At 35.4% G+C, this 21,843-nt stretch carries 33 protein-coding genes; 6 read left to right on the forward strand and 27 right to left on the reverse strand.

Going from position 1 to position 21,843, the window contains the following annotated elements:
- Window positions 1-5 precede the first annotated feature (5 nt).
- The 11 genes from BCER98_RS13235 to BCER98_RS13280 form a co-directional block, all read right to left on the reverse strand.
- Window positions 6-815, reverse strand: coding sequence for an ATP-binding protein (locus BCER98_RS13235; protein WP_237701336.1), 810 nt, complete (start codon window positions 813-815; stop codon window positions 6-8).
- Entirely contained in the window at window positions 769-1,734 is a 966-nt protein-coding gene (locus tag BCER98_RS13240) for a DnaD domain-containing protein (RefSeq protein ID WP_012095064.1), read from the reverse strand. Before BCER98_RS13240 ends, BCER98_RS13235 begins: the two co-directional genes overlap by 47 nt.
- A 174-nt stretch (window positions 1,735-1,908) precedes the next feature.
- Window positions 1,909-2,715: a recombination protein RecT gene (recT, locus tag BCER98_RS13245; RefSeq protein WP_012095065.1), complete on the reverse strand. Its 807-nt coding sequence runs from the start codon at window positions 2,713-2,715 to the stop codon at window positions 1,909-1,911.
- Entirely contained in the window at window positions 2,715-2,954 is a 240-nt protein-coding gene (locus BCER98_RS13250) for a hypothetical protein (protein WP_041809942.1), read from the reverse strand. Before BCER98_RS13250 ends, recT begins: the two co-directional genes overlap by 1 nt.
- A gap of 14 nt (window positions 2,955-2,968) precedes the next feature.
- Window positions 2,969-3,904 (reverse strand): YqaJ viral recombinase family nuclease, encoded by a 936-nt coding sequence (locus BCER98_RS13255; RefSeq protein WP_012095067.1) that lies wholly within the window; start codon window positions 3,902-3,904, stop codon window positions 2,969-2,971.
- Between the two features lie 81 nt (window positions 3,905-3,985).
- Window positions 3,986-4,201 (reverse strand): YqaI family protein, encoded by a 216-nt coding sequence (locus tag BCER98_RS13260; protein ID WP_012095068.1) that lies wholly within the window; start codon window positions 4,199-4,201, stop codon window positions 3,986-3,988.
- A gap of 175 nt (window positions 4,202-4,376) precedes the next feature.
- Window positions 4,377-4,670, reverse strand: a complete 294-nt coding sequence (locus BCER98_RS13265; RefSeq protein WP_041810513.1) for a hypothetical protein — start codon at window positions 4,668-4,670, stop codon at window positions 4,377-4,379.
- 7 nt (window positions 4,671-4,677) lie between these two features.
- On the reverse strand, window positions 4,678-4,998 hold the full coding sequence (locus BCER98_RS13270; protein ID WP_012095070.1) for a hypothetical protein: 321 nt from the start codon (window positions 4,996-4,998) through the stop codon (window positions 4,678-4,680).
- Window positions 4,995-5,165 (reverse strand): hypothetical protein, encoded by a 171-nt coding sequence (locus BCER98_RS22595; protein WP_167527342.1) that lies wholly within the window; start codon window positions 5,163-5,165, stop codon window positions 4,995-4,997. Before BCER98_RS22595 ends, BCER98_RS13270 begins: the two co-directional genes overlap by 4 nt.
- Window positions 5,146-5,355: a helix-turn-helix domain-containing protein gene (locus BCER98_RS13275; RefSeq protein ID WP_012095071.1), complete on the reverse strand. Its 210-nt coding sequence runs from the start codon at window positions 5,353-5,355 to the stop codon at window positions 5,146-5,148. The genes BCER98_RS22595 and BCER98_RS13275 overlap by 20 nt, the downstream gene beginning before the upstream one ends.
- Before the next feature lie 122 nt (window positions 5,356-5,477).
- On the reverse strand, window positions 5,478-5,726 hold the full coding sequence (locus BCER98_RS13280) for a helix-turn-helix domain-containing protein (RefSeq protein WP_237701312.1): 249 nt from the start codon (window positions 5,724-5,726) through the stop codon (window positions 5,478-5,480).
- Window positions 5,727-5,852: 126 nt separating this feature from the next.
- On the opposite strand from BCER98_RS13280, the gene BCER98_RS13285 reads away from it, so the two are divergent.
- Window positions 5,853-6,191 carry a helix-turn-helix domain-containing protein gene (locus BCER98_RS13285; RefSeq protein WP_012095072.1) on the forward strand — a complete coding sequence of 113 codons (339 nt, stop codon included), beginning with the start codon at window positions 5,853-5,855 and terminating at the stop codon, window positions 6,189-6,191.
- 19 nt (window positions 6,192-6,210) lie between these two features.
- On the opposite strand, the gene BCER98_RS22600 is transcribed toward BCER98_RS13285, so the two are convergent.
- The 4 genes from BCER98_RS22600 to BCER98_RS23410 form a co-directional block, all read right to left on the reverse strand.
- Window positions 6,211-6,351 (reverse strand): hypothetical protein, encoded by a 141-nt coding sequence (locus BCER98_RS22600; RefSeq protein WP_167527343.1) that lies wholly within the window; start codon window positions 6,349-6,351, stop codon window positions 6,211-6,213.
- A gap of 121 nt (window positions 6,352-6,472) precedes the next feature.
- Complete coding sequence (locus BCER98_RS23405; protein ID WP_087099040.1) at window positions 6,473-6,607, reverse strand: hypothetical protein; 135 nt, start codon at window positions 6,605-6,607, stop codon at window positions 6,473-6,475.
- A 13-nt stretch (window positions 6,608-6,620) separates the two neighbouring features.
- A complete protein-coding gene (locus tag BCER98_RS13290) occupies window positions 6,621-7,718 on the reverse strand; it encodes an AimR family lysis-lysogeny pheromone receptor (RefSeq protein ID WP_012095073.1) in 1,098 nt (365 codons plus the stop codon).
- Window positions 7,719-8,114: 396 nt separating this feature from the next.
- Window positions 8,115-8,240, reverse strand: a complete 126-nt coding sequence (locus BCER98_RS23410) for a hypothetical protein (RefSeq protein WP_012095074.1) — start codon at window positions 8,238-8,240, stop codon at window positions 8,115-8,117.
- Window positions 8,241-8,404: 164 nt separating this feature from the next.
- On the opposite strand from BCER98_RS23410, the gene BCER98_RS13295 reads away from it, so the two are divergent.
- Window positions 8,405-9,535 carry a site-specific integrase gene (locus tag BCER98_RS13295; RefSeq protein WP_012095075.1) on the forward strand — a complete coding sequence of 377 codons (1,131 nt, stop codon included), beginning with the start codon at window positions 8,405-8,407 and terminating at the stop codon, window positions 9,533-9,535.
- Window positions 9,536-9,669: 134 nt separating this feature from the next.
- On the forward strand, window positions 9,670-10,911 hold the full coding sequence (locus BCER98_RS13300; RefSeq protein WP_081428393.1) for a nucleotidyltransferase: 1,242 nt from the start codon (window positions 9,670-9,672) through the stop codon (window positions 10,909-10,911).
- A gap of 81 nt (window positions 10,912-10,992) precedes the next feature.
- Here the strand turns inward: BCER98_RS13300 and BCER98_RS13305 are convergent, their stop codons facing one another.
- Window positions 10,993-12,018, reverse strand: a complete 1,026-nt coding sequence (locus tag BCER98_RS13305) for a SepM family pheromone-processing serine protease (RefSeq protein ID WP_012095077.1) — start codon at window positions 12,016-12,018, stop codon at window positions 10,993-10,995.
- The gene (locus BCER98_RS13310) at window positions 12,011-12,802 is read right to left on the reverse strand and encodes a patatin-like phospholipase family protein (protein ID WP_012095078.1); all 792 of its coding nucleotides are present in this window, start codon (window positions 12,800-12,802) and stop codon (window positions 12,011-12,013) included. The genes BCER98_RS13305 and BCER98_RS13310 overlap by 8 nt, the downstream gene beginning before the upstream one ends.
- A 113-nt stretch (window positions 12,803-12,915) precedes the next feature.
- Between BCER98_RS13310 and ylbJ the strand changes: the two genes are divergently transcribed.
- Entirely contained in the window at window positions 12,916-14,127 is a 1,212-nt protein-coding gene (gene ylbJ / locus BCER98_RS13315; protein WP_012095079.1) for a sporulation integral membrane protein YlbJ, read from the forward strand.
- Between the two features lie 86 nt (window positions 14,128-14,213).
- Here ylbJ and coaD read toward each other — a convergent pair whose 3' ends face one another.
- Window positions 14,214-14,705 (reverse strand): pantetheine-phosphate adenylyltransferase, encoded by a 492-nt coding sequence (gene coaD, locus BCER98_RS13320; RefSeq protein WP_012095080.1) that lies wholly within the window; start codon window positions 14,703-14,705, stop codon window positions 14,214-14,216.
- Window positions 14,702-15,268: a 16S rRNA (guanine(966)-N(2))-methyltransferase RsmD gene (gene rsmD, locus BCER98_RS13325; protein ID WP_012095081.1), complete on the reverse strand. Its 567-nt coding sequence runs from the start codon at window positions 15,266-15,268 to the stop codon at window positions 14,702-14,704. The genes coaD and rsmD overlap by 4 nt, the downstream gene beginning before the upstream one ends.
- 582 nt (window positions 15,269-15,850) lie before the next feature.
- On the opposite strand from rsmD, the gene BCER98_RS13330 reads away from it, so the two are divergent.
- Entirely contained in the window at window positions 15,851-16,240 is a 390-nt protein-coding gene (locus BCER98_RS13330; RefSeq protein ID WP_012095082.1) for a DUF7147 family protein, read from the forward strand.
- Window positions 16,241-16,401: 161 nt separating this feature from the next.
- On the opposite strand, the gene BCER98_RS13335 is transcribed toward BCER98_RS13330, so the two are convergent.
- From BCER98_RS13335 to BCER98_RS13360, 6 genes are all read right to left on the reverse strand, one after another.
- The gene (locus tag BCER98_RS13335; RefSeq protein WP_012095083.1) at window positions 16,402-16,668 is read right to left on the reverse strand and encodes a YlbG family protein; all 267 of its coding nucleotides are present in this window, start codon (window positions 16,666-16,668) and stop codon (window positions 16,402-16,404) included.
- 125 nt (window positions 16,669-16,793) lie between these two features.
- Entirely contained in the window at window positions 16,794-17,246 is a 453-nt protein-coding gene (locus BCER98_RS13340) for a YlbF family regulator (protein ID WP_012095084.1), read from the reverse strand.
- Between the two features lie 108 nt (window positions 17,247-17,354).
- Entirely contained in the window at window positions 17,355-17,927 is a 573-nt protein-coding gene (locus BCER98_RS13345) for a histidine phosphatase family protein (RefSeq protein WP_012095085.1), read from the reverse strand.
- A gap of 77 nt (window positions 17,928-18,004) precedes the next feature.
- On the reverse strand, window positions 18,005-18,250 hold the full coding sequence (locus tag BCER98_RS13350; RefSeq protein ID WP_012095086.1) for a YlbE-like family protein: 246 nt from the start codon (window positions 18,248-18,250) through the stop codon (window positions 18,005-18,007).
- A gap of 12 nt (window positions 18,251-18,262) precedes the next feature.
- Window positions 18,263-18,676, reverse strand: coding sequence for a YlbD family protein (locus BCER98_RS13355; protein ID WP_012095087.1), 414 nt, complete (start codon window positions 18,674-18,676; stop codon window positions 18,263-18,265).
- 87 nt (window positions 18,677-18,763) lie between these two features.
- Window positions 18,764-19,801: a CAP domain-containing protein gene (locus BCER98_RS13360; protein WP_041809947.1), complete on the reverse strand. Its 1,038-nt coding sequence runs from the start codon at window positions 19,799-19,801 to the stop codon at window positions 18,764-18,766.
- Between the two features lie 207 nt (window positions 19,802-20,008).
- Here BCER98_RS13360 and BCER98_RS13365 point away from each other — a divergent pair, with 207 nt between their 5' ends.
- The gene (locus BCER98_RS13365; protein ID WP_012095089.1) at window positions 20,009-20,374 is read left to right on the forward strand and encodes a YugN family protein; all 366 of its coding nucleotides are present in this window, start codon (window positions 20,009-20,011) and stop codon (window positions 20,372-20,374) included.
- Window positions 20,375-20,510: 136 nt separating this feature from the next.
- Here the strand turns inward: BCER98_RS13365 and ctaG are convergent, their stop codons facing one another.
- Together ctaG and ctaF are read right to left on the reverse strand one after the other, a co-directional pair.
- Window positions 20,511-21,416: a cytochrome c oxidase assembly factor CtaG gene (gene ctaG, locus BCER98_RS13370; RefSeq protein ID WP_012095090.1), complete on the reverse strand. Its 906-nt coding sequence runs from the start codon at window positions 21,414-21,416 to the stop codon at window positions 20,511-20,513.
- 85 nt (window positions 21,417-21,501) lie between these two features.
- Entirely contained in the window at window positions 21,502-21,840 is a 339-nt protein-coding gene (gene ctaF / locus BCER98_RS13375; protein ID WP_012095091.1) for a cytochrome c oxidase subunit IVB, read from the reverse strand.
- Between the last annotated feature and the right edge of the window lie 3 nt (window positions 21,841-21,843).

Raw genomic sequence — 21,843 nt, forward strand, 5'->3', positions numbered from 1 at the left:
ATCATTCACTCCTTCTCGCGATAATCTTCGCCTTCAACAGCGATTAAATAATGTTTACTCATTCCAAACAATCGACTTTTTGCTGCATAACCAATCTTTTCAGGTAATGTTTCATCATCTTCATTAGAGCTGTATAAAATCGGCAAATTATGGCGATACCTATAATCAATAATTTGATAGTAGAGATTCTCTTTTGCCTCTGACCACTTAGATTTCCCTAAATCATCCCATATGAGAATCTCTACTTTTTTTGCATGGTCCAACAAACGATTAAACTCTTTCTTTTCATCGTTCATCATCTTTGCTGCAATGAGATCGTCCATAAAGGTTCCATCCGAAATGAGCAACACACTATATCCTTGCTTCATAAGATACTTTGCTGCAGCTACTTGAAGATGTGTTTTGCCAAGACCAAAACTGTTATGATCCCTTTTCGCCTCTGCTCGCTTAGCTGGTTCTAATTGTTTAATTCGTAACTCACCAAATGTAGCTATGAAACCCAAGCTATTCTGTTTTGTTTCTCTAATCTCTTTAAAGTTCTTCAAATACTTTGCCATTGTGTTATACAGAAGCTTTTGTTCTTCTGTTTCTCTCATATAAGAATCAAAACGAGCGTCTGCAAATTCTTCTGGAATCATCGCATTTTTCAAACGACGTTCTAACACTCGTTGCGCTTTACAATCGCAATCCTTTTGCATAGAAACTCTCATACCAAATTCATTTACTTCCTCATAGAAGATAACTTCCGTATCTTGACACTTCGAACATTTATACTCGTTTAATGAAGCTCGGCATGTTCCGCTTTCTATTTGCATTTTCCTCTTCATAATTTCTGCTCGCTGCATAACCTCTGCCAGTGCGCTTCCGATGTGCTGCATTTCCTACACCACCTCTTCGGTTTTTATAATCTTCATCGAGTTTGATAACATCTGCCAGTGTTTTAACGTTGTTCTTTTGCCAATTACTTAAAATTGTTCGAATATATGTCCATCTTGGAGCATTTTCATCAAGTGCTTTATCAACTGCTGCATTCACCAACTCACTGCCAAATAAGTCGCAAAATTCACCTAATTCTTGCTCCGCAATTACACTTAACGGGATGCTATTCTTCATCAGATGTTCCAAGCTATTTTTAAACTGTAGATCAATTAACGGATGTGGATTATCATCATCATCTATATTTGTAGTAATCTCTGTAGTATTCTCTGTATTTGTCCTTACTTCAAAGTAGGGAGGGTCCTTACTTTCAAGTAAGGAGGGTGGTAACTTTGAAGTAGGGTCCCTCTTTACTTCAAAGTAAGGAGGGTCTATTTCTATTTGTTGATACATGCTAGAAATCTTTTTGATTTCTGATGCTACTGGTTCTACAAACATCACATTATTCAAGACTTTTCCATCAACATTGATAGTACGAAACTCAATTTTTATAAGCAGCATGTCCGTTAATAAATCACACGCTCTCTTTACCTGCAATTTTGAAAAACCAAATGTATCAGCTAATTGTTGATAGTTCTTCTGTAATTTATCTGCCTTGAATTTTTTCTTATATGTGACCTTCCCTGTTATTTCATCTCGAATAACTGTAGGTCTATACCAATAAACAATTTCACTTAAAACCATAATTGCTACTATGTGAGGTTTTCCGTTACTAAAAGTGATGTAATTAAACCATTCGTGATCTACCACATTTCCTTTCAGGTTCAATCCTCCAATTTCAGATACAACATTACTCATGCTGTTACCCCCTTGTGCAAATCGCGATGTAAAACTCATCTTCCTTAACAACTTTCTGTATGCGATAACCTGGATAACCAGTTTGTATATACCTTGCAATCGATTGTTTCAACTCATCTTTTGATTGTGCTCTCTCCCATAACTTGCGGGAGAGGAGCACCTTTGATTTGTTATTCATTCTTCAATCACGAATTCTTCTTGGTTTGTCCCTTCTGTTGGTGTTTCTTCCACCTCAACTGAATCAGCTTCAATAAATTGTGGTTCTTCTGTAATATCTTTTCGGACTACTTCGTCATGCTGTGCTTGCGATTGAACTTCGATACTAATTGGCAAGTATTTGAACATGTAACGAACTACTGTTTTCTTTGCCATTTCTTCATAATCGGACTTCCAAGGGCTATAATTTGAATTTGCAGAAGCTGAACGTTTACGACGCTTTTCAATTTCACTCTTTGGCATAAACTCCATCTGATGACCACCATCTTTGAAATGAGCAACTGCATATGCTCCGATAAATTCGCCACGATCGCCAAATGATGGTTTATGTTTTAACTGTGGATTTAATCCTAATTCATATTCAAATTCATCATTTTCGTACACTGCATGAGCATAGATGCTTTGAATGTGCCCCGAACGTCTTGCTAAATCAATCATCCCTTTGTAACCAATGATAAAAGTCGCTTCACCTTTATAAGGCAAGATGTAGCAGTGTCCGAGTAATCCTGGTTCTAACCCCAACTGCACTGCTTGCATGACAGCTCCCATAAGCGATGGTACATTGCATTCAAGCAATTTAGGGTTTGTACGAATAGTTGTTAAAGCAATGCGACTCATACGATCCATGTCCATGTGTTTTGGTAATACTTCCGCGAAACGTGGAGCCATTTTCTTCATGTACGCTTCCACTGTCTGTTCAGGTGATAAAGGTGCATTCACTTTACGGTTTGCTAATTGATTTTTGATTTTTTCGTTTGTAGCCATTAGTTTTTATCCCCTTTCGTTAACACTGTTAATTTCATTCCATCATTGCCTTCAAAGTTCTCTATGTGCAAAGAACGTCGTCTTCCGGATATATCCACCAATACTAGACACTCAGCTTCCACCCTATTCACAAGATAAAATTCATTCCACTTATCTCCATCGACATCATGTCCTTCAACAAAAACTGCTTTACCAAATAACTCTTTATTAAAAACTGTTGCTTGAATAAGAAACTTCATCAATTATTCCTCCCTTATTTAACTGAGAAGCGACGAGAAGTCGTTTCTTTTGTATACTTTTGAAATAACTCAGGATGTTCTTTTGCAAATCTCTTGCTATCAAATCGTTTGTAGCTATAAGTTTTCCAGTAGATTGTATAGTTCTCAGTTCTACCAGCTTCATTTTTGCCGAGTTTCGCTTTAAGTTTGTTCTCATATTCTGCTTTCTGTTCTTGCAAGCTTTTAATTTCTTTATCAATTTGATTGCGAGCCTCAATCAGAATTTCTTCATCTCTTCCTAAGCTAACAAAGCTGTCTTCGACTGATTTTGGATACAGGTGTTTAAGTAGCTCGGTGGATGCCTCTGTTCCATCAAACATCGGTGGTTCATTCTTCTCAACATGATTGAGCCAGAAGTCTTTTTCAATATCGATGATGTATTGAATGATTTCTTCATCTCGCTCGATCTTTTTGTACACGAATTTGTTTCCACCAATGAGTACCGCAATCCACCATGCTTCGTATCCAGTTACAGCCATATAATGTTGGCATTGAAGAAGATAAGCGTCTGGAACTTCCTCATCTTTCCATTCTTTTTTAAAATATTCCGACGCTGTTTTGCATTCAAGACCAATTTGTTCACCAACAATAAGCCTGTCCACGTTAGCAAGCATCCACGGATATTCAGGATGTTGTAAGATTGCGTTCCTACGTTGCACCTTTAAATTCGTACGTTTGGAGAACTCTTTTGCCACTACTTCTTCCAAAACATTTCCGAAGTACGCTGCTTCACTTTGTTCATCTTCTTTTTTTATTACTTGTGTTTTTTCAAGGAATACTTGAACTGCTGATTTCCATTTATTCAAACCTACGATAGCCGAAACATCTGAACCGCCAATACCTTGTGTTCGTGCTTGCAACCACTGTTTATGGTCCATATTGAGTGTATTTATTAAAACTTTCGCTTGCATGTTTTATTCACTCACTTTCTGTGGTATACTAACTTCAACTTATCTTTTAACGAGGAAGCCCATACCCGTGGGTTTCCTTTTTTATTCTCCAGCGGTTTTCTTTTCAAAACCAAGCTGCGTAATCATGTAATCCATGATGTTTTCACGCAAAACCACTTCACCATCTGGAGCTACTAAGAATTCATCCCCCGGCAAAATTTCACTGCCCATTGCATCCTCAATTGGATGGTCAATCATGTTTTCTTGTGGATCTGGTATGCCATAGCCGTTTCGCATAACCATTGGGTTTTCAATCATTTGCATTCCCCTTTCTAATACTCAGCTTATTAAATATGCATAAGTTCATATAATCTATATATAGAATTTGTATAGATTACGTGTTAAACTTTTCTTACATTGAAAGATAGTCACTCAATTACTTACATTTTCTTACTACCTTTCTTTAAAGCTCTGAACCCATTCTAGAGCTTTTTTATTTAGCCAAAGTTATATAATGAGCTCTCTCAACAACACTTGCGTCAATCCCTTGGCTTTTCAAACGATTAATAATTCCTAAGATGTTTTCACGCTCTTCGTCGCGCTTCTCTTTCGCTCGAAATAATTCTGCAAGTTCCCTTCTAGCCAAGCGTGCCTCCTTAATCCAGATACAAAGCATTAATGGATCGTGTTTCTTCACTGCTTCAATTTGCTTCTGTTCGCAATACTGCAAAAACTCATCTAATATTTGTTTTCTTTCCATGTCTTTTTGTAGAACTGGTGCTGTTATCACGATTTCACTCCTCTTCTTTTCGTTCAATAGTTCGTAAGTGACGCTTGATTTTATTACGAAATACCTTACTTACTTTCATTGCTTTGATTGCCAGCCAAGTGTCAAATATTTGTTCATCCACCACAAACTCTTTAAAAACGTTTGTATAACCAAACAAATTAATAATTGTAGAATGATCGTTCGTTGCAAGTGTTGCTTCATAAAATGTGTCACGCTCATCACGTGGTTCCTCAATCACTTCCAAAACTTCAAATCCTGCTTCTAAATGTTTTTGAACTGCCTCTTGCAAAACTTTTGGCGCTTCTTCCAATTTGATTGACTTCATATCACTTTCCCCTTTCGCAACTTTTTGTTTTCTTCTTCAAGTCGCTCGTTCTCGTTGATAAGCTGTTCAATGAATGTTCCCACGACTGCTATTCCCCCAAAAACGACTACGATGACTAATCCAGTGATGAAAAGACTAAACGTACTTTCAGCCAATGCTGGATCCATGTGATACCTCCTTTTGTTTATCAACCCATTCAAGAAAATCTTCTGCCTTAACGCGTTTACTTTTACCGATTGTGATTGTTGGGAAATCTTTTCGTTTCATCAGTGCATATGCAGATGAACGAGAGATATTTAAAAACTTTTGTACATCTTCTGCCTTTAGCGCGAATGGTAATTCTTTGATTTGATACATAATTAACACTCCTTTTCATTTTCATTGGTACATAGATCCTCGATTTATTCGGGATAATAAATGATATAAGAGGCATACCAAGTTTGCTTCAAGCAAACCATTAGGTAAAAAAATAAGTCGTTTTATACTGACTCCTTTAAAATTTCTTCAGTTGTTACATTCAATAATTTGGCTAACCTAACTAGCTTTGTAATACTTGGTTGCCTGTTGCCTAGCTCCAAATTACAATAGATAGATTTATTTCGATAGCCAATATTTTCAGCCACAAAACTTTGACTATATCCAAGTTGTGTCCTCAAGGCTTTAACTTTTTCGGTATCAAGTACCATCATTTTATCACCTTCATCTTGTTTGTTAATTTGATTATACACTAAGGGTTTGCTTCAAGCAACCCTTTTATACAAAAAATTTAGTTGTCTTACAGCAAACCTTTTTGTTACATTCTATATAGGGACATCATTAACTATAGTTAATGATTTTAAGGGGAGGATTTACTAATGAGTGATAATATAATTGGTATTCGAATTAAAGAAATACGTGTAGAACTTCTAAAAATGAGTCAACGTGAATTTGCAGAAGCTTTAAATGCAAAGAAAACAATGATATCTCTATATGAGAACGGTAAAAGAAATCCCTCCAGAGAAACAGTAGAAAAAATGTCGCGATTATCTGGAGTTTCTGCGGATTACATCATGGGATTATCTGAACATAAAAGTTTAAATTCAAAAGATTCAAGAGCTCTTAAAGATGATCTCAAAGAACTAATGCAACAGATCGACGAACTCAATCCGCGAAAACGAGAAGAAATAATCAATATGATTAAAAATGAGTTATAAGAAAAAAGCGATAGATAGCTTAATTGCTAACCATCGCTTTTTTTAATCTATTAAGCTTTTCTATAGCCTCTTTATCACCTTGGTATACTTTTTCTAATAATGCTTCCATTTTATTCTTAATTGCGGTTAATTCTAACTGTTCTGCTATTTGATTCTTCATGCTATTCTCCCCTATCACCCTTGATTATTCAAAAATGTCAAAATGAAGAAAATGAATAAGTCCTATAACGTACGAAATGCCATTACACTTTGAAGTGTAATGGCATTTCGCTTTTTGATATTTATCCGATGGTACCAGGATCCAACATCATTTTTACAGGTTCTTTAACTTTCTCCTTACCAACTTCATTTGAAATTGAAGATACAGATAACGTAAGAGCACATACAATTGCTAAACCAGCTATAATCTTTTTCATCTCAACAATCTCCTTATTTTAAAATATCAAATATTTTTATGTAGAATAAATTACCATCTTTCAAAAATCGATGATAAGCTTTTTTACGTAATTCAGAGTTTTTAGTAGCTACAGCTAGATATAAATCTTGAAAAGCTGTACGATTCTCAATTTTGTATAACATTTCAGCTGCTGCGTCATGTTCATTTAAAAAAATTTTCAGTAATGCTTGTTCAGCTATATCATGAATATAACTTGATTTTACAGGAATTTTCCGAATTATACAACAGAAAGCTAGTGTATTCTCAACTAATTTCCTTTTCAGTAATGATTTGCTATTTGTTATTTTATGTAATTCTTGAAGTGAAATTTTAAAATAATGAATAGATTTCTCTACATTTGTAAAAATATAACTTTCCCCTAGAACACTGTAGGCTGTTGCCTTTAACAGACAAGGCATTTCGGCTATATTTAGTACCTCATATAATAAATTTCTTGCATTCTCTACTTCATCTTGCATTAAGTACGCATAGGCACATAAAATATTCAATTCTGTATTAATTAATGTTTTTTCTAAACCATCTGGCATTTCATATAACTTATCTCGAATCATATCGTGCATAGTTACAAATAGATTATAAGCTCCCATATCTGAATACCCGTAAATACTTAACAAGTTCACTAAAATATTTATATTAACTTTATTTAAATTAACCTTTGCACGTAAATCATCTAGTCTTTTAAAAAAGTCTTTTGAACGCAAATTCCCAGATTGCCTTTCAATTCCAACTTTAAAAATTTCTTTATAATGTTTCGTGACAGATTGTCGACAATCTCGTTCAAGTAGGCTATGCAAGATATCCGTATATCCAGCCAAATATGTGTAGTACATCGCTGCTCTAATATCTGCTTCTTTATCTGTAGATTTTAAAAATCCTTGAACAATTTCCATTTTTTGATCTTCTGTTTCTGTATTCACAAGAATTTTCATCAACTTTGAAAAATTCATAGGTACTTGACCATTTATTGTTTTCCATAAGTTTGATTGAGATAAATGAGTTATTTTTGAAAGTTTTGTAAGAGTAATGTCTTTTTCAGGTACAATCTCCTCTAAGTTTATACAATCACGCATTAGAACCCTCCTCAGTTTAGACCCGAAGACACAGCCCTAATTTTTCTCAATAGGAAAACGCATCACAACGCTATATATGCCTGAGAATTATGTTATACTAAATGCTGACTCATGGAAGGTTTTCCCTATCACCGGTAGGGTAAAACGTAACAGTAGTGTGGCCTCACTACTGTTACGCCGTGGGTCTTTTTTGTCATTTATTTGTTGCTCTTATCTTATCATAAAAATCAGAACGTTCATTCTCGCATTTGGTATTCCATGTTGAGAAATTTTTTCAAACCTTTGAATTTTAGCACAAGAATATTTTACCACAAATAAAGAACGTTTGTTCTTATTAATTTTTAAAAAATATTGAGAAATTTTTTCTATAAACAAAAAAAGAGCCAAACGGCTCTTTTAAACACCTGTTCCCGGATCATTAATTGTTTTCCAACCTGTTCCAGGTTCTTCGTTGTATTTCCAACCAACTCCTGGATCATACATACCCATTCCACCACCTGGGTCTTTTGTAAACTCTCCCATTTCTCATTCCCCTTTCTTGTTCTGAGTCTATAAATATTTTAACGCACATGTTCTATATCTGTAAATTTCCTTTTACAGAAATTAGACTAACATGCTATCATTCAGTTACCACTACCACAAATCACAGCTTGTATCTAGAAAACGATTATGACGAGGTGAAAATCATGGCATACTTTCGTAAACGTGGTGAGAAGTGGTCTTTTACTATGGATGTTGGCAAGGACCCAATCACTGGTAAACGAAAACAAATTACTAGAGGTGGTTTCAAGACAAAAAAAGCTGCTCAAGAAGCCGCAGCCAAAGTTACAAATGATTTAGCGAATGGAGATTTTGAGAATAATGATATCCGTTTTTCTCAACTCGTAGAGATCTGGATGCAAGAAAAAGAAACAACATGTAGACCGTCAACACTATACCAATACAAACGCATTCTGCGATCACGTGTTATGCCTGAATTCGGTGATAAAAAGTTATCGAATATCAAACCATTAACAGTTCACAATTTTCATCAGAAGATGATTAAAGAGGGTTTAACAACGAAATATATTTCTTCCGTTGATGTAATGTTAAAACAAATACTTGATAAGGGCGTAGAACTGGAAATGATTAGTTCTAATCCTGCCAAAAAAGCAAAGCGTCCAAAAGTGAAAAAGAAAGCACAAGCTAGTTGGACAATTGAACAAGCAATGACTTTTATAGACTGCGCTAAACTAAAAGGTAGTTATTACATCGCGTTTGTTTTGGCTCTACACACAGGTATGCGTATTGGTGAAGTATTAGCTTTACAGTGGGGAGACATTGACTTCGAAAAGAAAACTATTCATGTACAAAGAACACTGACTCTCGTAGATGGTAAATATGTATTAGGCGAAACAAAAACTGAAGCGTCTAATCGGGTGATTCCGATGACCGAGGAATTAGTGGACGAATTGGTAGAGTATCAAAAATATAAAAAAGAGAATCCTCTCGACTTATTAATTTGTACGAGAAATAAAAAAATCGTGCACCCATATACGATACGCTATCAGATGAAAGCTTTGTGCGAAGCGATTGACGTACCGTATATTAGATTTCACGATATTCGAAGAACGTTTACAACTATTTTAATCGATTCTAACGTAAATGCAAAGGTTGTTGCAAAATTACTTGGTCACACAAATGTTTCTACATCATTAAATATCTATACGGATGTTTATGAAGAACGTCAAATTGAAGCTGCTGAAAAGTTACAAAATGCATTAAAAAGTGGTCGAAGTGGTCAAAATGTGGTCGTTGAGGAAAATCAAGAGGGTTAAACCCTATGATATAAGTGGTATAATGCTTTTATAGTGTAAGTTTTTTCTTTACACTATAATGAAGTCATTATAGTAAATAATATATAGATTATCATGTTTTTCGAAAAGATGCTACACTGAAAGGAGAGATTATTATAAAGGCAAGCGGTATTATCGTTGAATACAACCCCTTTCATAACGGTCATGTTTATCATGTGCAACAAACAAAAAAGTTAACACAATGTGATGTTACTATTGCGGTCATGAGTGGATCATTTTTACAACGTGGTGAGCCTGCTCTCGTCTCTAAATGGTATCGAACAAAAATGGCTCTAGCTGGCGGTATTGATCTTGTTGTAGAACTTCCTTATGCATTTGCAACTCAAAAAGCGGAAACATTTGCAAATGGGGCCATTTCTATTTTAAATGCACTTGGTGTTTCAGATATTTGTTTCGGAAGTGAAGATGGACACGTTCAACACTTCTACAATACTCTATCGTTACAGCAAAAGAAGCAAAATACTTTTAATCAGCTCGTGCAGCAATATATAAGCGAAGGAAATAGCTATGCAAAAGCAACTTCTGAAGCCTTTTCTCATATTTTATCAGGACATGACACAATCGATATGTCACAGCCAAACAATATATTAGGGCTACATTATATTCAAGCCATTTTGTCACAAAAAAGTACGATTCGTGCTCATACGATAAAAAGATTCGCAGCTCATTATCACGATGAATCCTTTACAAATAAGCATATCGCCAGCGCAACAAGCATTCGCAAACAACTGTTCATCGGGGATTGCTCCTTTACTAGTATATATCCATTTGTACCGAATTGTACCTCTTCTCTTTTAGAAGAATATTATCATATATACCATGTATTACATAATTGGGAAACGTATTTTCCTCTTTTCAAGTATAAACTCTTGACGATGTCTGCTAAAGAACTCCAACATATATATGAAATGGAAGAAGGTTTAGAACATCGTATATTAGCTAAAATACAGAATGCCACGTCCTTCCTTACATTTATGGAGGCTATAAAAACAAAACGATATACGTGGACAAGATTGCAACGAGTATGCACACATATTTTAACCAATACAACAAAAGAAGAGATAAAGAGCGCAGCAATCGAAAACCATGCACCGTATATTCGGTTACTTGGCATGTCCCAAAAAGGACAATCTTACCTTTCTAAAAATAAAAAACAAATGAGTCTCCCTCTTCTGACACATACAAAAACATTTGAACACCCTGTTTTAAATATAGAACGACGAGCAAATGCCGTCTATCTTTCCGCTTTACAAGAACCTTTACGCACAAAATGTATACAACAAAATATAACACAATATCCAATTCGATATAATGAAATAGACAAAACATTTTTATAACGTAGAAACGGAAAGCTATATGAATGATTCGTTCATATAGCTTTCCGTTTTAAGTTCAATGAAAAACTTTGCAAAGAGAAGTTACTTTTTCTCTGGCAACTTCTCTAAATAAGCCAAAGCATCATCCAATGTATCCACTGGTACAATTTTCATTTTTGTTTTAATATCTTTGGCCGCTTCAAGCGCCTTTTTATAATTTGAGTTTTTCGCTCCTTTTTCATTTGGAGCAAAGAAGATTTCAGCTCCTGCATCACTGGCAGCTACCACCTTTTGCTGAATTCCGCCAATCGGACCAACCTCGCCTTTTTCATTGATTGTACCTGTTCCAGCAATTTCATGCCCTTTTGTCATATCGTTTTCAATTAATTGATTATAAATCTCTAACGTAAACATCAGGCCTGCTGATGGTCCCCCAATCTCATGGGAATCAATCTTCACTTTTGGATCTGCAACTAACTCTCGTTCTGTAACAATAGAAACTCCAATACCAACACGCCCCTTACCACCAGGGATTTCTTTTACTGCCAATTGTTCTTTGAAACGTTTTCCATTTCTTATATATTCAATATGTACAACATCGCCTTCTTTTTTATTTGCCATATATTCAGCAAATCGCTCTGTCGTTTCAAATGTTTTTTCATCAACAACTACAATTACATCCCCAAGCTTTAATTTTCCCGCTGCCGGCATATTTTCTGCAACACCAGCGACTAATATTCCTTTATTTTGAAAAGAAACAGGACGATTCGCTCTCTTATATGCATTATAAATAGCAGCATTTTGAGAGTGTTTCATCGCATACTCTTGGCGAAATTGATATTCTTCATCACTCTCACCTTTTTGTAATATTTCCTCCGCTTTTGAAATGTGATTATATTTGCTAAATTGTGCAGCTATTAAATTGATTACATTAGCAGGTCCCATTGAAACTGTCACAAGCATAAAGTCACCAGATTCTTTCTTTCCGCCTTCCACTTGTACATAAGGGGTTAACTTCGCAGCCATTCCTGGTTTTGTTATATAGTAAGGTAGACGAATATATACAAGTAGCATCGCCAATATAACTCCAATTAAAATCGCATATATAAACCGAAAACGCTTAAACATTATTTTTCTCCTTCCACTGCTCAATTAATAAATAAATATCTTGAATATGTTTCTTTGCTTCTTCTTCTCCTACTCGAATAATTTCTTCAATATTTGTAAAAGCACGAGAACTAAACTGTTCTACTGTTGGACGCATCATTAAATCCGATGCAGTTTGTCGATTAACAACAAGTTCATACTGCATAATTTCAATACTTTGCATAATTACGTCATAAATAGAATTAATTTCACCATTTACTTTAATAGGGGATACATCTACAGCAATTACAATATCAGCTCCTAAATCCTTGACGACGGATACAGGAATCCGATCAATTACCCCTCCATCCACTAATAAGCGCCCATCTATTTTTTCAGGAACAAACACTCCTGGTACAGAAATACTCGCCCTAACAGCATCAGCAATAGACCCTTTTGTAAATACAACTTTTTCTCCCTTTAAAATGTCAGTGGCTACAACTGCAGTTGGAATTTCTAACTCTTCCATTTTTTTGTTATATGTAAACATTTTAATCATATCTTTTACACGTTTTCCAGAAATAAATCCCATTTTCGGCACAGTAAAATCTAAATAATATTTCCTCTTAAATACTGAGGCCATTCGATAAAGTCTTTCAACATTACAATTTGTAGCATAAAATGTTCCAATTAGCGCCCCCATACTACTTCCTGCTATCATGTCAATAGGAATATTAGACTCACGTAATATCTTAATAATCCCTACATGAGCAAATCCTTTTGCCCCACCAGAGCCAAGAGCCAAGCCTATTTTCGGTTCTCGCATATGAATCACCCTTAAACTTTTTTTACTCCTTTTTCATACTTATGGTCTAAATTTACTATGTATCCACGTATACTGAAATGAACGTTTTTTGGGACAAAGGGGGATTTTGCAGTATGTATGAAAAATGGAAAACAGCTTTTCTCACAATCACAACGCTATTTCTAACATTCTCTCTTGTACTTCATCCCCAAGCCGCATTACAATCTTCTATTCGCGGATTAAATATGTGGTGGGAGGTTGTCTTTCCTTCATTATTACCTTTTTTTATCGTTGCCGAGCTTTTAATTAGCATAGGCGTTGTAAAATTTATCGGTGTCCTGTTAGAACCTCTTATGCGCCCTCTCTTCCGAGTCCCTGGTATCGGTGGGTTTGTTTGGGCAATGGGAATGGCCTCTGGTTTTCCTGCTGGCGCGAAATTAAGCGCTAGATTACGTCAAAGTAACCAACTAACACAAATTGAAGCAGAACGCCTCGTCTCTTTCACAAATTCTTCCAACCCATTATTTATTTTCGGTGCTGTATCTATCGGATTCTTTAATAATCCAAAATTAGGCTTCATTTTAGCCGCCGCACATTATATAAGTAACTTTACTGTCGGACTACTTATGCGCTTTTATGGTGACAATAAACCTTACATAAAACGTGCATCACCCGTTCAAAGACGTCTATTACAACATGCTTTTTCCATTCTCCATGAGACACGTTTACAAGAAAAAAGACCGATTGGAAAACTGCTAGGAGATGCCATTATTTCTTCCATTCAAACGTTACTTATGATCGGCGGATTTATTATCTTATTCTCTGTGTTAAATAAAATGATTACCATTTTTCAAATTACAGCAACTCTGAATTTTATTATGCAACATATTTTATCTTTCTTCCAATTGTCCACTCATTTTAGTATTCCTATTTTATCTGGTCTTTTTGAAATGACACTAGGAAGTAAAATGATTAGCCAAACAAATGGTACAACTATTTTGGAACAAGCAATGATTACAAGTTTTATCCTTGCCTTCAGCGGTCTTTCAATTCAAGCGCAAGTAGCGAGTATACTAGCAGATACCGATATTCGCTTTAAACCCTACTTTTTTGCTCGAATCATTCAAAGTATTCTTGCTCCTATTTACACATTTATATTTTGGGGACCACTGTATGAAAAATCACATTCTTTTTCACCGAACCAACAAGATATTCCTGTCTTTTTATCAAATTATTCTTCAGCACTTACAAATACTTGGGAATTACTTCTTCACTATGGCCCCATTTTTACACTACTTTGTTTGTATCTATATGTTATTTTATTATTCGTACGCACCATACGATAACTCTGTAACGTGCTAGCGAATCGAACAGAGTTATGAGAAGACTCTCGCTGCTCTCTATAACAAAATCAGTAAAGAAAAACCCCGTTTTATTTTAACGGGGTTTGAAACTTGTCTTTTAAAGCACGTTCAACACAAGATGGAACAAGCCCTGATACATTCCCTCCGTAACGAGCTACCTCCTTTACAATACTTGAACTTAGAAATGAATATTGATTATTTGTCATAATAAAAAACGTTTCAATATTTTCATCTAACTTTCGATTCATCGAAGTAATTTGCATCTCATACTCGAAATCAGAAACAGCTCGTAAACCTCGTAAAATGGCATTTGCATTGCGCATTTTCGCGTATTCAACCAACAACCCACTATGTGAATCTACTTTTACATTTGGAATCTCCTTTGTTGCCTCTCGGATTAACTCTAAACGCTCTTCCACTGAAAAGAATGGCTTCTTTGCTGAGTTATTTAAGACAACAACATATACTTCGTCGAACACCTTTGCTCCCCTTTTAATGATATCCAAATGTCCAAGTGTTATTGGATCAAAACTCCCTGAAGAAATTGCTATGCTTGTCATTCGGTCCCCTCCCCTTCATACTTATAAATCGAAATGGCTGTAATACCGTACTTTTCTGCCCGCACCTTTACAAGCTTCCCTATTGTTTCAGGTAAGATTACTTCATTCCCATGCTCTGCCATAATCAAACCATCTTCATTCAGCAATCCATGTTGATCTATAATGCTAATGAGAGAGACTATTTTTTGATCTTTATATGGCGGATCTAGTAGGATTAGATCGAATGAAATCTCACGTTTAATTAGCGCTTTCACAGCTCTTTCCGCATCATTTCTATATACTTCAGCTTGATTATGTACTCTACAACTTTCCAAATTTTGACGAATTATCTTCACTGCTTTATGATCTCGATCAACAAAGATTACTTTGTCCATCCCTCGGCTAAGCGCTTCAATCCCAAGCCCTCCGCTTCCTCCAAATAAATCAAGGGCACTCCCTCCATCAAAGTATGGACCTATTATATTGAAGATAGATTCTTTTACTTTATCTGTTGTTGGACGCGTTGTACTACCAGGTACAGCTTTAAGCGGATGTCCCTTGCATTTACCAGAAACTACTCTCATTTGTTGTCACTACCTTTATTTCAATCTATAAACTATGGAGCGATTATTCGTAACCGCTATCAAATCTAAATATTTTCTAATTATTTTACCATTACAGAATACCTGAATCCGTTACTTATGAAAAGAAAAATATTTGTTTTCAGCAATATTTCATGTGCATATTCAGCTAACAATCATTTCAAAAATATAACAGAAAATGAATGAACCTGTACACTTTATCTACGTATTAGTTCATTTCATAACACCATCTTACCCTCTATGTAAGGTTCACTTTACCTTTTTTATCCTATCATAAAATAAAAGAAAAATAAAAAGCCTACGATAAATTTTAAATTCATTATGTATATCTTCAATTAGATTGGACATAAATAAAGATAACAACATCACCTTCGATGTTGTTGCCAACCGCGGAGAAGACTTACGTTTCCCCATAAGTTCTTCCTCCGGTTTCTCCTCTCCCTTTGCCTTCTTACTAGTACATACTAGTATAAGAAGGGCCCTGCTTTGCAGGGTTTTTTTTCTTTGCCTTCTTTTCATTTAAAAAATGAAATGATACAGTAAAAGAAAGAGGAGGAAAATGATATGATTCAACGCTTTATTGAACTAGGAGAAGGCTACTCTGACTTATATGAATTACTTGAAATTGCCAAAGCAAACAAAGAACGTGTAACCCATATGTTACAATTCGAAACCGTTAAAAATAATAAAAAAGTATGTTCACTTGTTGTCATCCTAAAACCAACAACTGTAGGCGATTTTCAGCCACTATACATATGTCGTGAAGGCATCCCTATACTCGATCATAAAAAAAGTAAGCGAATTATTTTATTTGAAGAAACCGCCAAACAAATCGAAAAAAAAGTAATTCCCTTTACCGTGAAACCATCTACAACTTTTCCAGAAAAAGAGTTGTACTTTAATCATCTAATTGGCATTTTACGAATGAATCACTTTATTCCCCCAATGAAATAGGGTGAAACTTTCATCCCGCTATTTTAGGGCAGCCCGATTGATGAGGGCTCATAATCAGTGGGGGATGAAGAAACCCCCACTGATTAAAGTTTCACTTTATCAGTAGGGAGCCTTCATCCACACGAAAATCCCCCCTATCAAATTGGCTAGGGGGATTTTACTTAACTATAATCATATTCTTTCGCACGATCTGGACGTGAATTTTCAAATTCCGTTTTTAGAAACGGACGATACGATTGTTCAATCCTCTTAACAAACGGAAGTTTATTTAACTTATGCATCATATGTTCTAATTGATCCATATCACAATATACAACTGCATATTTTAATCGTTTTGATATGTAATGAATATTACCATATTTACGTAAAATTTTGGCATGTTTTAATGAATGTAAATAAACAATCAAACTCTGTCGTTGTCCAAACATAACCTTCTCCTTCATCATACTTTTCATATATTCTACTAACATAAATCAGAAATTTTCGACATTATAGCACGCCATAGATTCGATCCTATTCTTCTTCTTCTTCTACATTTCAAAAACGGGGCATATTACCCCGTTTTTTTACAGCCACAACTACCTCCGGAGCCACAACCGCCTCCGCAACCACCTGCATCAAAAAACGGATTCCCGGTAGGAACTTTAATCGAAGATGAAATTTCCGAGCCGATTACTACGCTCACTTCATCTAGTAATTTTTGCAAATTACTTTCCGCTTTTTTAAAAGCCGCAATCTTATCATGCAAATCTACAGATCGCTTTAACTCTCGCATCTTTTTCGAAACAAAAGCATAATCCGGGTGATACTTGCCAAATCTTCTAACTTCCTCATAACGCTCTTTCATCGCCGCAAACTGACGAATGAGCTCCTGTGCTTCCGAATCCTCCTGTAAGTCCTTGAAACACTTTCGATAGTTCTCTGCTATATCTGAATAAACAACTGCCTGTGCCAGTTGTTCTGCCTTATCTAAAATTAATACGCTTTCTAGCGTCGCTACAATCATGAGAGACACCTCCAAGTATCTATCATAACACATTTTACAGCAGAACTACTAATCTGGCCGTCTCATTTATATATAACATAGTAGCAATAGAACTACTCCTTCTCCTCCTTACACGCAAATGTGCTCGGCAATGTTATATTTTAAAACTTCCCATTTTCCTTGATCTTCTTTTACATAATTGATACAAGCGTTTTTCAAAGGTGTTTTAAATGTAATTTCTTCTGGCAAAATCGCATGCAAAATCGCTTTAATCGCATGTGAATGTGCCACAATGATAATGCGCTTTCCCGCATGCTTTTTTGCAACATCTTGTAGTGCTGTAAAACAGCGATTTACAATCTCTTCATCCGTTTCCATACCTTCTACGTTTCCGATTGCAATCTGTTCTCTCACTGTCGCAACTGGCTTCCCAGAAGCTTCTCCAAAATTCCGTTCAACAAAGCGCTCATCCAATATAATGGAATGTATTCCTACCGCTTCTCCAATTGCTTGCGCTGTTTCCTGAGCTCGAATCAAAGGACTACTAATAATGACATCCCATGTCTCTAATTGTAAAGCAGCAGCACTTTGACTCGCTTGCTTTTTCCCAACTTCATTTAGCGGAATATCTTCACGCCCTTGAATAATTTCTTGAAAGTTCCAATCAGTTTGTCCATGTCGTACTAAACAAATTTCCGTCATGCTGTAACTCCTTTTTTCAATAATACCTTTCTATTGTAACAAAAGTTTTACATGACGGACATAGTTTTTCCTTCCCATTATGTTGCATTTTGCTGAGCCATGTATTGAAACATATCAATCATAATGGAAGCCACTGCTAATTGATTTTGAAACTTTTCTACTTTATCCGGTATCGTTTTTTTGAAATGTTGTAAAGCAGCAAGCTCAAAAGCTTCCTTTTCATCTGGATTGCGCGACAGTTTACGATACCAATACGGCGCTTCTCGAATATAGCGTTCTAAATCTTCATTCGCTTTTATAAATTCCATAAGTTCTGCTCTCATCCTCTTTTCCCCCTAGTCTTTTTGAAAGAAAAACGGATTATTTTCAGAATTTCTTTGCTCTGGTTTTGTACGATTCTCTTTAAATTGTTGAATAACTTGTTGAACACTTCCGATTGCACTCGTTACATTTGTTAAGTGTTGTTGCATCTCTTCTACATTTAATTTTTTGAAAAAAGAAAGCATTTGCTCCATTAAATCTGATGTTCTTTCCTCTTTACTTTCTTGTGCAGGAGAAGATACTTGTTCACCATCCGCTTGATACTGTTTCCATATTTCATCTTTTTCCCCTAGTAAATACCATTCTTCATAAAATTGTTGCCATGTTTTTTGACCACTGCGAACGTCATGAACCATTTTAGGATGATGATTGACAAACTCTTTAAATTGTTGAACAGAAGGATGTAACGCTCTTTTTGTCGTTGGCATAATCCTCACCTCTTCATATATATCTACTATATTGTAAGAAAAAAAAGGCGCATGGTTCGCCTATTTTTAAACGATTCATGCACCTTTTTATCTTCTTATAAAATTTTGCGTATAAAACTTGTCATATACACCAACACCAAGTCCAGTAAACTGCTCATTCAGCAAATTTTTCCGGTGACCCTCACTATTCAACCAGCCTTGCAGCGCAGCAATGCCATCGCTATGTTGAGCTGCTATATTTTCACCAGCTAATTGGAAAGCAACTTGTCCTCGCTGTAATCGATCTCCTAATGTGCCATATTTCGGCGAATCATGTGAAAAATAATTATTTTCCTTCATATCTTTGCTGTGTCCAAGTGCAACATCGGCCGTTTGTTGATCCCATGTTAATAAAGGTAACCGATGACGTTCTCGAATAATATTTGTTAAATCTAAAATTTGCTGCATATTTCCATGCTCTACTTGTGACATTTTCTCTGGGGACATCGGTTGTTCTGGCATTAATTCACCGGAATATACAAGTTGATACGGTCTTTGACGTAGTAATATATCATCATCCATATACCGAATCCCAACAAGCTCATGCGTAAAGTGATCAAAATACAATTGTGCCCAACTATCTTTTTCAATTGAAATAAGTGGCTGTTCCATTATTTCAGTATCAGACAATTCAAATTGATAACTATTCCTTCCTTTTTTCAAAGAAATCTCATGAGAAAATGGCTTCTTTTTATATGCTTCTTCATATTTTTCATTCATACGAAATGGGGTCACATCAACTTGATCTCCAGCTACATAAGCTGTTACAACTTTATGTTCAGCAAGTCCAAATTGAACATACTGTGATAAATCTTGATTATATACCCACCATTCATACCCATATGCAGAAGGCTCAATCCGAGATGGTTCCCCCCACTTGGCTAGTAAATTCTCAGCATCTCTTCCTAAAAAATCAGCAATCGTTTGTGCCTCTCCCTCAGTTACCTGCTTCTTTTTCTTTACGAGTTTTTGTTCTTGCTTATAATGAGAAGGGCTTAATATATATTGTGAAACGAGTAATTTCCCGTACAGATCAATAGCTAAAATAAAAATCGTAATCATTACGATACGCAATAATTTCTTCAAACGATATACCTCCTGGGCAAACATAAAGTTGAGATATACACAAATGCCTTACTAGTCTTTCCCTTTTGTGTGTACCGTACTCTTTCACTATACCATATTTTGATGAAAAAAGTTGTGATTCTCTCTTTTCTCCCAATACGAATTGCGTTTTCTAATTTTTCATACTATTATAAAATTGATATCTACTATTTTATAAGGAGGGATTCCATGCAATTCGCAAATTCAAAACTCATTGGAACAGTAATTGACTTTACACTTCTTACAGAAATTATGAAAAATCACCATTTCGTGCTGGCAGGACAATGGGATTATGAGAGGGTTACATATGATTATAAATTCGAGATATTAAAAGATGTATATTATTTAAGAGTACAAGGTATCGCAGTCGAGGGAGATATTGGAAGGCGACACGCACAGATCAAATTGCTTTCCCCACTGTTGGGAAAACATTATTATCCACATGGGGTTGAGTATGGTACAGATGAAAATTTCCCTACAAATGTTATTCAAAAAAGTGAACAAATTCTTCAAAATATTGAAAAAGAACTAAAAGAATTTCAAATAGTTGAATAAGGTAACACTTTCATCAGTAGGAGTTTTCTTCATTCCTCACGAATAAGACTTTTACAGGCAGCTTAAATAAAACAGGCGCCTCTATACAGATATGCGCCTGTTTTATTTGTTCTCCCGAAAACTTTCTCTATTCTGTTTATTTTGTTTGCAAATATGGCGGAACTGCTTGTAATTGCTCTTTATCCTTTTCCCTTTCTTTACGAGCCCATTTAAAAAATACATATCCAATCATTGTACCATACACGATTTCCTGAACAATTTTCATAATGATTCCACCTGTTTGCTGATCTTGTACTACAGGCAGCCAATGCAAAAACTCTGGACCTGTGATATTTAAATCGCTCAATGTCCCTGCTGGTACACAAAGTTCCATCGCTTTCATCCAAGCGCTTGAATCTGTATAGGTCGCAAATAATGGCTCACTTGCAAAAATAATTAATGCACAAGCTGGCGTTAATAAAATACCGTTAGCAAACATATATCCTAATTTTTTTATATCACTTAATGATTGTTGCTCTGGCAATGGATTTAACATTGGCCACCACATCATGATCGATGTAAAAAACAATATTGCTAAAACAATGGGGTGTGCTACTTGACTTTGCTTTACCGCATCAAATACAAGTGGCAAATGATAAAAAGAAAACAAGCCATTAAATACAAATAAAGCAATCAATGGTTTCGCAAATAACTTTAAAATAACTTGAATCGCTTTAAAAGATGTAATATAGCTATATAACCAAACTGGTATTCCTAATAATAATAATGGGGGTACCGCGATATACATCACTGCCATTTCGAGCATATGAGCACTGAAAATAATATGTCCTATTAAATCAATTGGCCCTCCCTTTACAATATATAGAAGAATAATTCCTGACGTAAAATAAAATATCTGCTTTTTACTAACCTTTTCTGCATGTTCAAATCGTGTTCTATACGGCCCAATGATGAAAAAGTAAGAGATGAGAATGGAAAGCATAAACATGAAAAAAATCGGACTCCATAATGCTTGAAAACCAAATATCCACAAGTTACTCATGATTTACACCCACCTTTCAAAAAATGTAGTCGCTTCATAAAAAAGGAGGACCATAGTAATCCAAAGGCCCTCCTCTCATGTTTTCTTATATCCACACAATTGTCATGAAGGCCAAAATCGTTAATAGCCCTATTAACAATCCAGAGTATAGAAAGAACGAAGCTGCTTCATGTCCTTTATGACTCATGTGCATAAAATAATACAATTGAAAGATTACTTGAACGACCGCTAATAATAAAATAAACGGGACAGAGAAAATGGGACTAAATGTCTTTGGATACGCTACTGCTACAAATGCTACAATTGTCAAAAAAATCATTAATCCAAATGTAATAACTTGATGTTTCATTTCCTCTGCACTTTTTCTTCTACGATAAACGAGATCTACCTTTGAATTATTTGTATTTGTTTGCTTTGTCGCCATTGT

This window comes from Bacillus cytotoxicus NVH 391-98 (assembly GCF_000017425.1).
Taxonomy (GTDB): Bacteria; Bacillota; Bacilli; order Bacillales; family Bacillaceae_G; genus Bacillus_A; species Bacillus_A cytotoxicus.

Bases quoted from the DNA above. Each gene is read 5' to 3' on its own strand.
- BCER98_RS13255 (WP_012095067.1), bottom strand. From the start codon at position 3,904: ATGCAAGCGAAAGTTTTAATAAATACACTCAATATGGACCATAAACAG.
- rsmD (WP_012095081.1), bottom strand. From the start codon at position 15,268: ATGAGAGTAGTTTCTGGTAAATGCAAGGGACATCCGCTTAAAGCTGTA.
- BCER98_RS13235 (WP_237701336.1), bottom strand. From the start codon at position 815: ATGCAAATAGAAAGCGGAACATGCCGAGCTTCATTAAACGAGTATAAA.
- BCER98_RS13305 (WP_012095077.1), bottom strand. From the start codon at position 12,018: ATGTTTAAGCGTTTTCGGTTTATATATGCGATTTTAATTGGAGTTATA.
- BCER98_RS13270 (WP_012095070.1), bottom strand. From the start codon at position 4,998: ATGAAGTCAATCAAATTGGAAGAAGCGCCAAAAGTTTTGCAAGAGGCA.
- BCER98_RS13275 (WP_012095071.1), bottom strand. From the start codon at position 5,355: ATGTATCAAATCAAAGAATTACCATTCGCGCTAAAGGCAGAAGATGTA.
- BCER98_RS13350 (WP_012095086.1), bottom strand. From the start codon at position 18,250: ATGAGAGCAGAACTTATGGAATTTATAAAAGCGAATGAAGATTTAGAA.
- BCER98_RS23405 (WP_087099040.1), bottom strand. From the start codon at position 6,607: ATGAAAAAGATTATAGCTGGTTTAGCAATTGTATGTGCTCTTACGTTA.
- coaD (WP_012095080.1), bottom strand. From the start codon at position 14,705: ATGACAAGCATAGCAATTTCTTCAGGGAGTTTTGATCCAATAACACTT.
- BCER98_RS13340 (WP_012095084.1), bottom strand. From the start codon at position 17,246: ATGATTGTAGCGACGCTAGAAAGCGTATTAATTTTAGATAAGGCAGAA.
- BCER98_RS22600 (WP_167527343.1), bottom strand. From the start codon at position 6,351: ATGAAGAATCAAATAGCAGAACAGTTAGAATTAACCGCAATTAAGAAT.
- ylbJ (WP_012095079.1), top strand. From the start codon at position 12,916: ATGTATGAAAAATGGAAAACAGCTTTTCTCACAATCACAACGCTATTT.
- ctaF (WP_012095091.1), bottom strand. From the start codon at position 21,840: ATGGCGACAAAGCAAACAAATACAAATAATTCAAAGGTAGATCTCGTT.
- recT (WP_012095065.1), bottom strand. From the start codon at position 2,715: ATGGCTACAAACGAAAAAATCAAAAATCAATTAGCAAACCGTAAAGTG.
- BCER98_RS13285 (WP_012095072.1), top strand. From the start codon at position 5,853: ATGAGTGATAATATAATTGGTATTCGAATTAAAGAAATACGTGTAGAA.
- BCER98_RS13260 (WP_012095068.1), bottom strand. From the start codon at position 4,201: ATGATTGAAAACCCAATGGTTATGCGAAACGGCTATGGCATACCAGAT.
- BCER98_RS13290 (WP_012095073.1), bottom strand. From the start codon at position 7,718: ATGCGTGATTGTATAAACTTAGAGGAGATTGTACCTGAAAAAGACATT.
- BCER98_RS23410 (WP_012095074.1), bottom strand. From the start codon at position 8,240: ATGGGAGAGTTTACAAAAGACCCAGGTGGTGGAATGGGTATGTATGAT.
- BCER98_RS13240 (WP_012095064.1), bottom strand. From the start codon at position 1,734: ATGAGTAATGTTGTATCTGAAATTGGAGGATTGAACCTGAAAGGAAAT.
- ctaG (WP_012095090.1), bottom strand. From the start codon at position 21,416: ATGAGTAACTTGTGGATATTTGGTTTTCAAGCATTATGGAGTCCGATT.
- BCER98_RS13330 (WP_012095082.1), top strand. From the start codon at position 15,851: ATGATTCAACGCTTTATTGAACTAGGAGAAGGCTACTCTGACTTATAT.
- BCER98_RS13310 (WP_012095078.1), bottom strand. From the start codon at position 12,802: ATGCGAGAACCGAAAATAGGCTTGGCTCTTGGCTCTGGTGGGGCAAAA.
- BCER98_RS13250 (WP_041809942.1), bottom strand. From the start codon at position 2,954: ATGAAGTTTCTTATTCAAGCAACAGTTTTTAATAAAGAGTTATTTGGT.
- BCER98_RS13355 (WP_012095087.1), bottom strand. From the start codon at position 18,676: ATGCCAACGACAAAAAGAGCGTTACATCCTTCTGTTCAACAATTTAAA.
- BCER98_RS13295 (WP_012095075.1), top strand. From the start codon at position 8,405: ATGGCATACTTTCGTAAACGTGGTGAGAAGTGGTCTTTTACTATGGAT.
- BCER98_RS13335 (WP_012095083.1), bottom strand. From the start codon at position 16,668: ATGTTTGGACAACGACAGAGTTTGATTGTTTATTTACATTCATTAAAA.
- BCER98_RS13345 (WP_012095085.1), bottom strand. From the start codon at position 17,927: ATGACGGAAATTTGTTTAGTACGACATGGACAAACTGATTGGAACTTT.
- BCER98_RS22595 (WP_167527342.1), bottom strand. From the start codon at position 5,165: ATGGATCCAGCATTGGCTGAAAGTACGTTTAGTCTTTTCATCACTGGA.
- BCER98_RS13365 (WP_012095089.1), top strand. From the start codon at position 20,009: ATGCAATTCGCAAATTCAAAACTCATTGGAACAGTAATTGACTTTACA.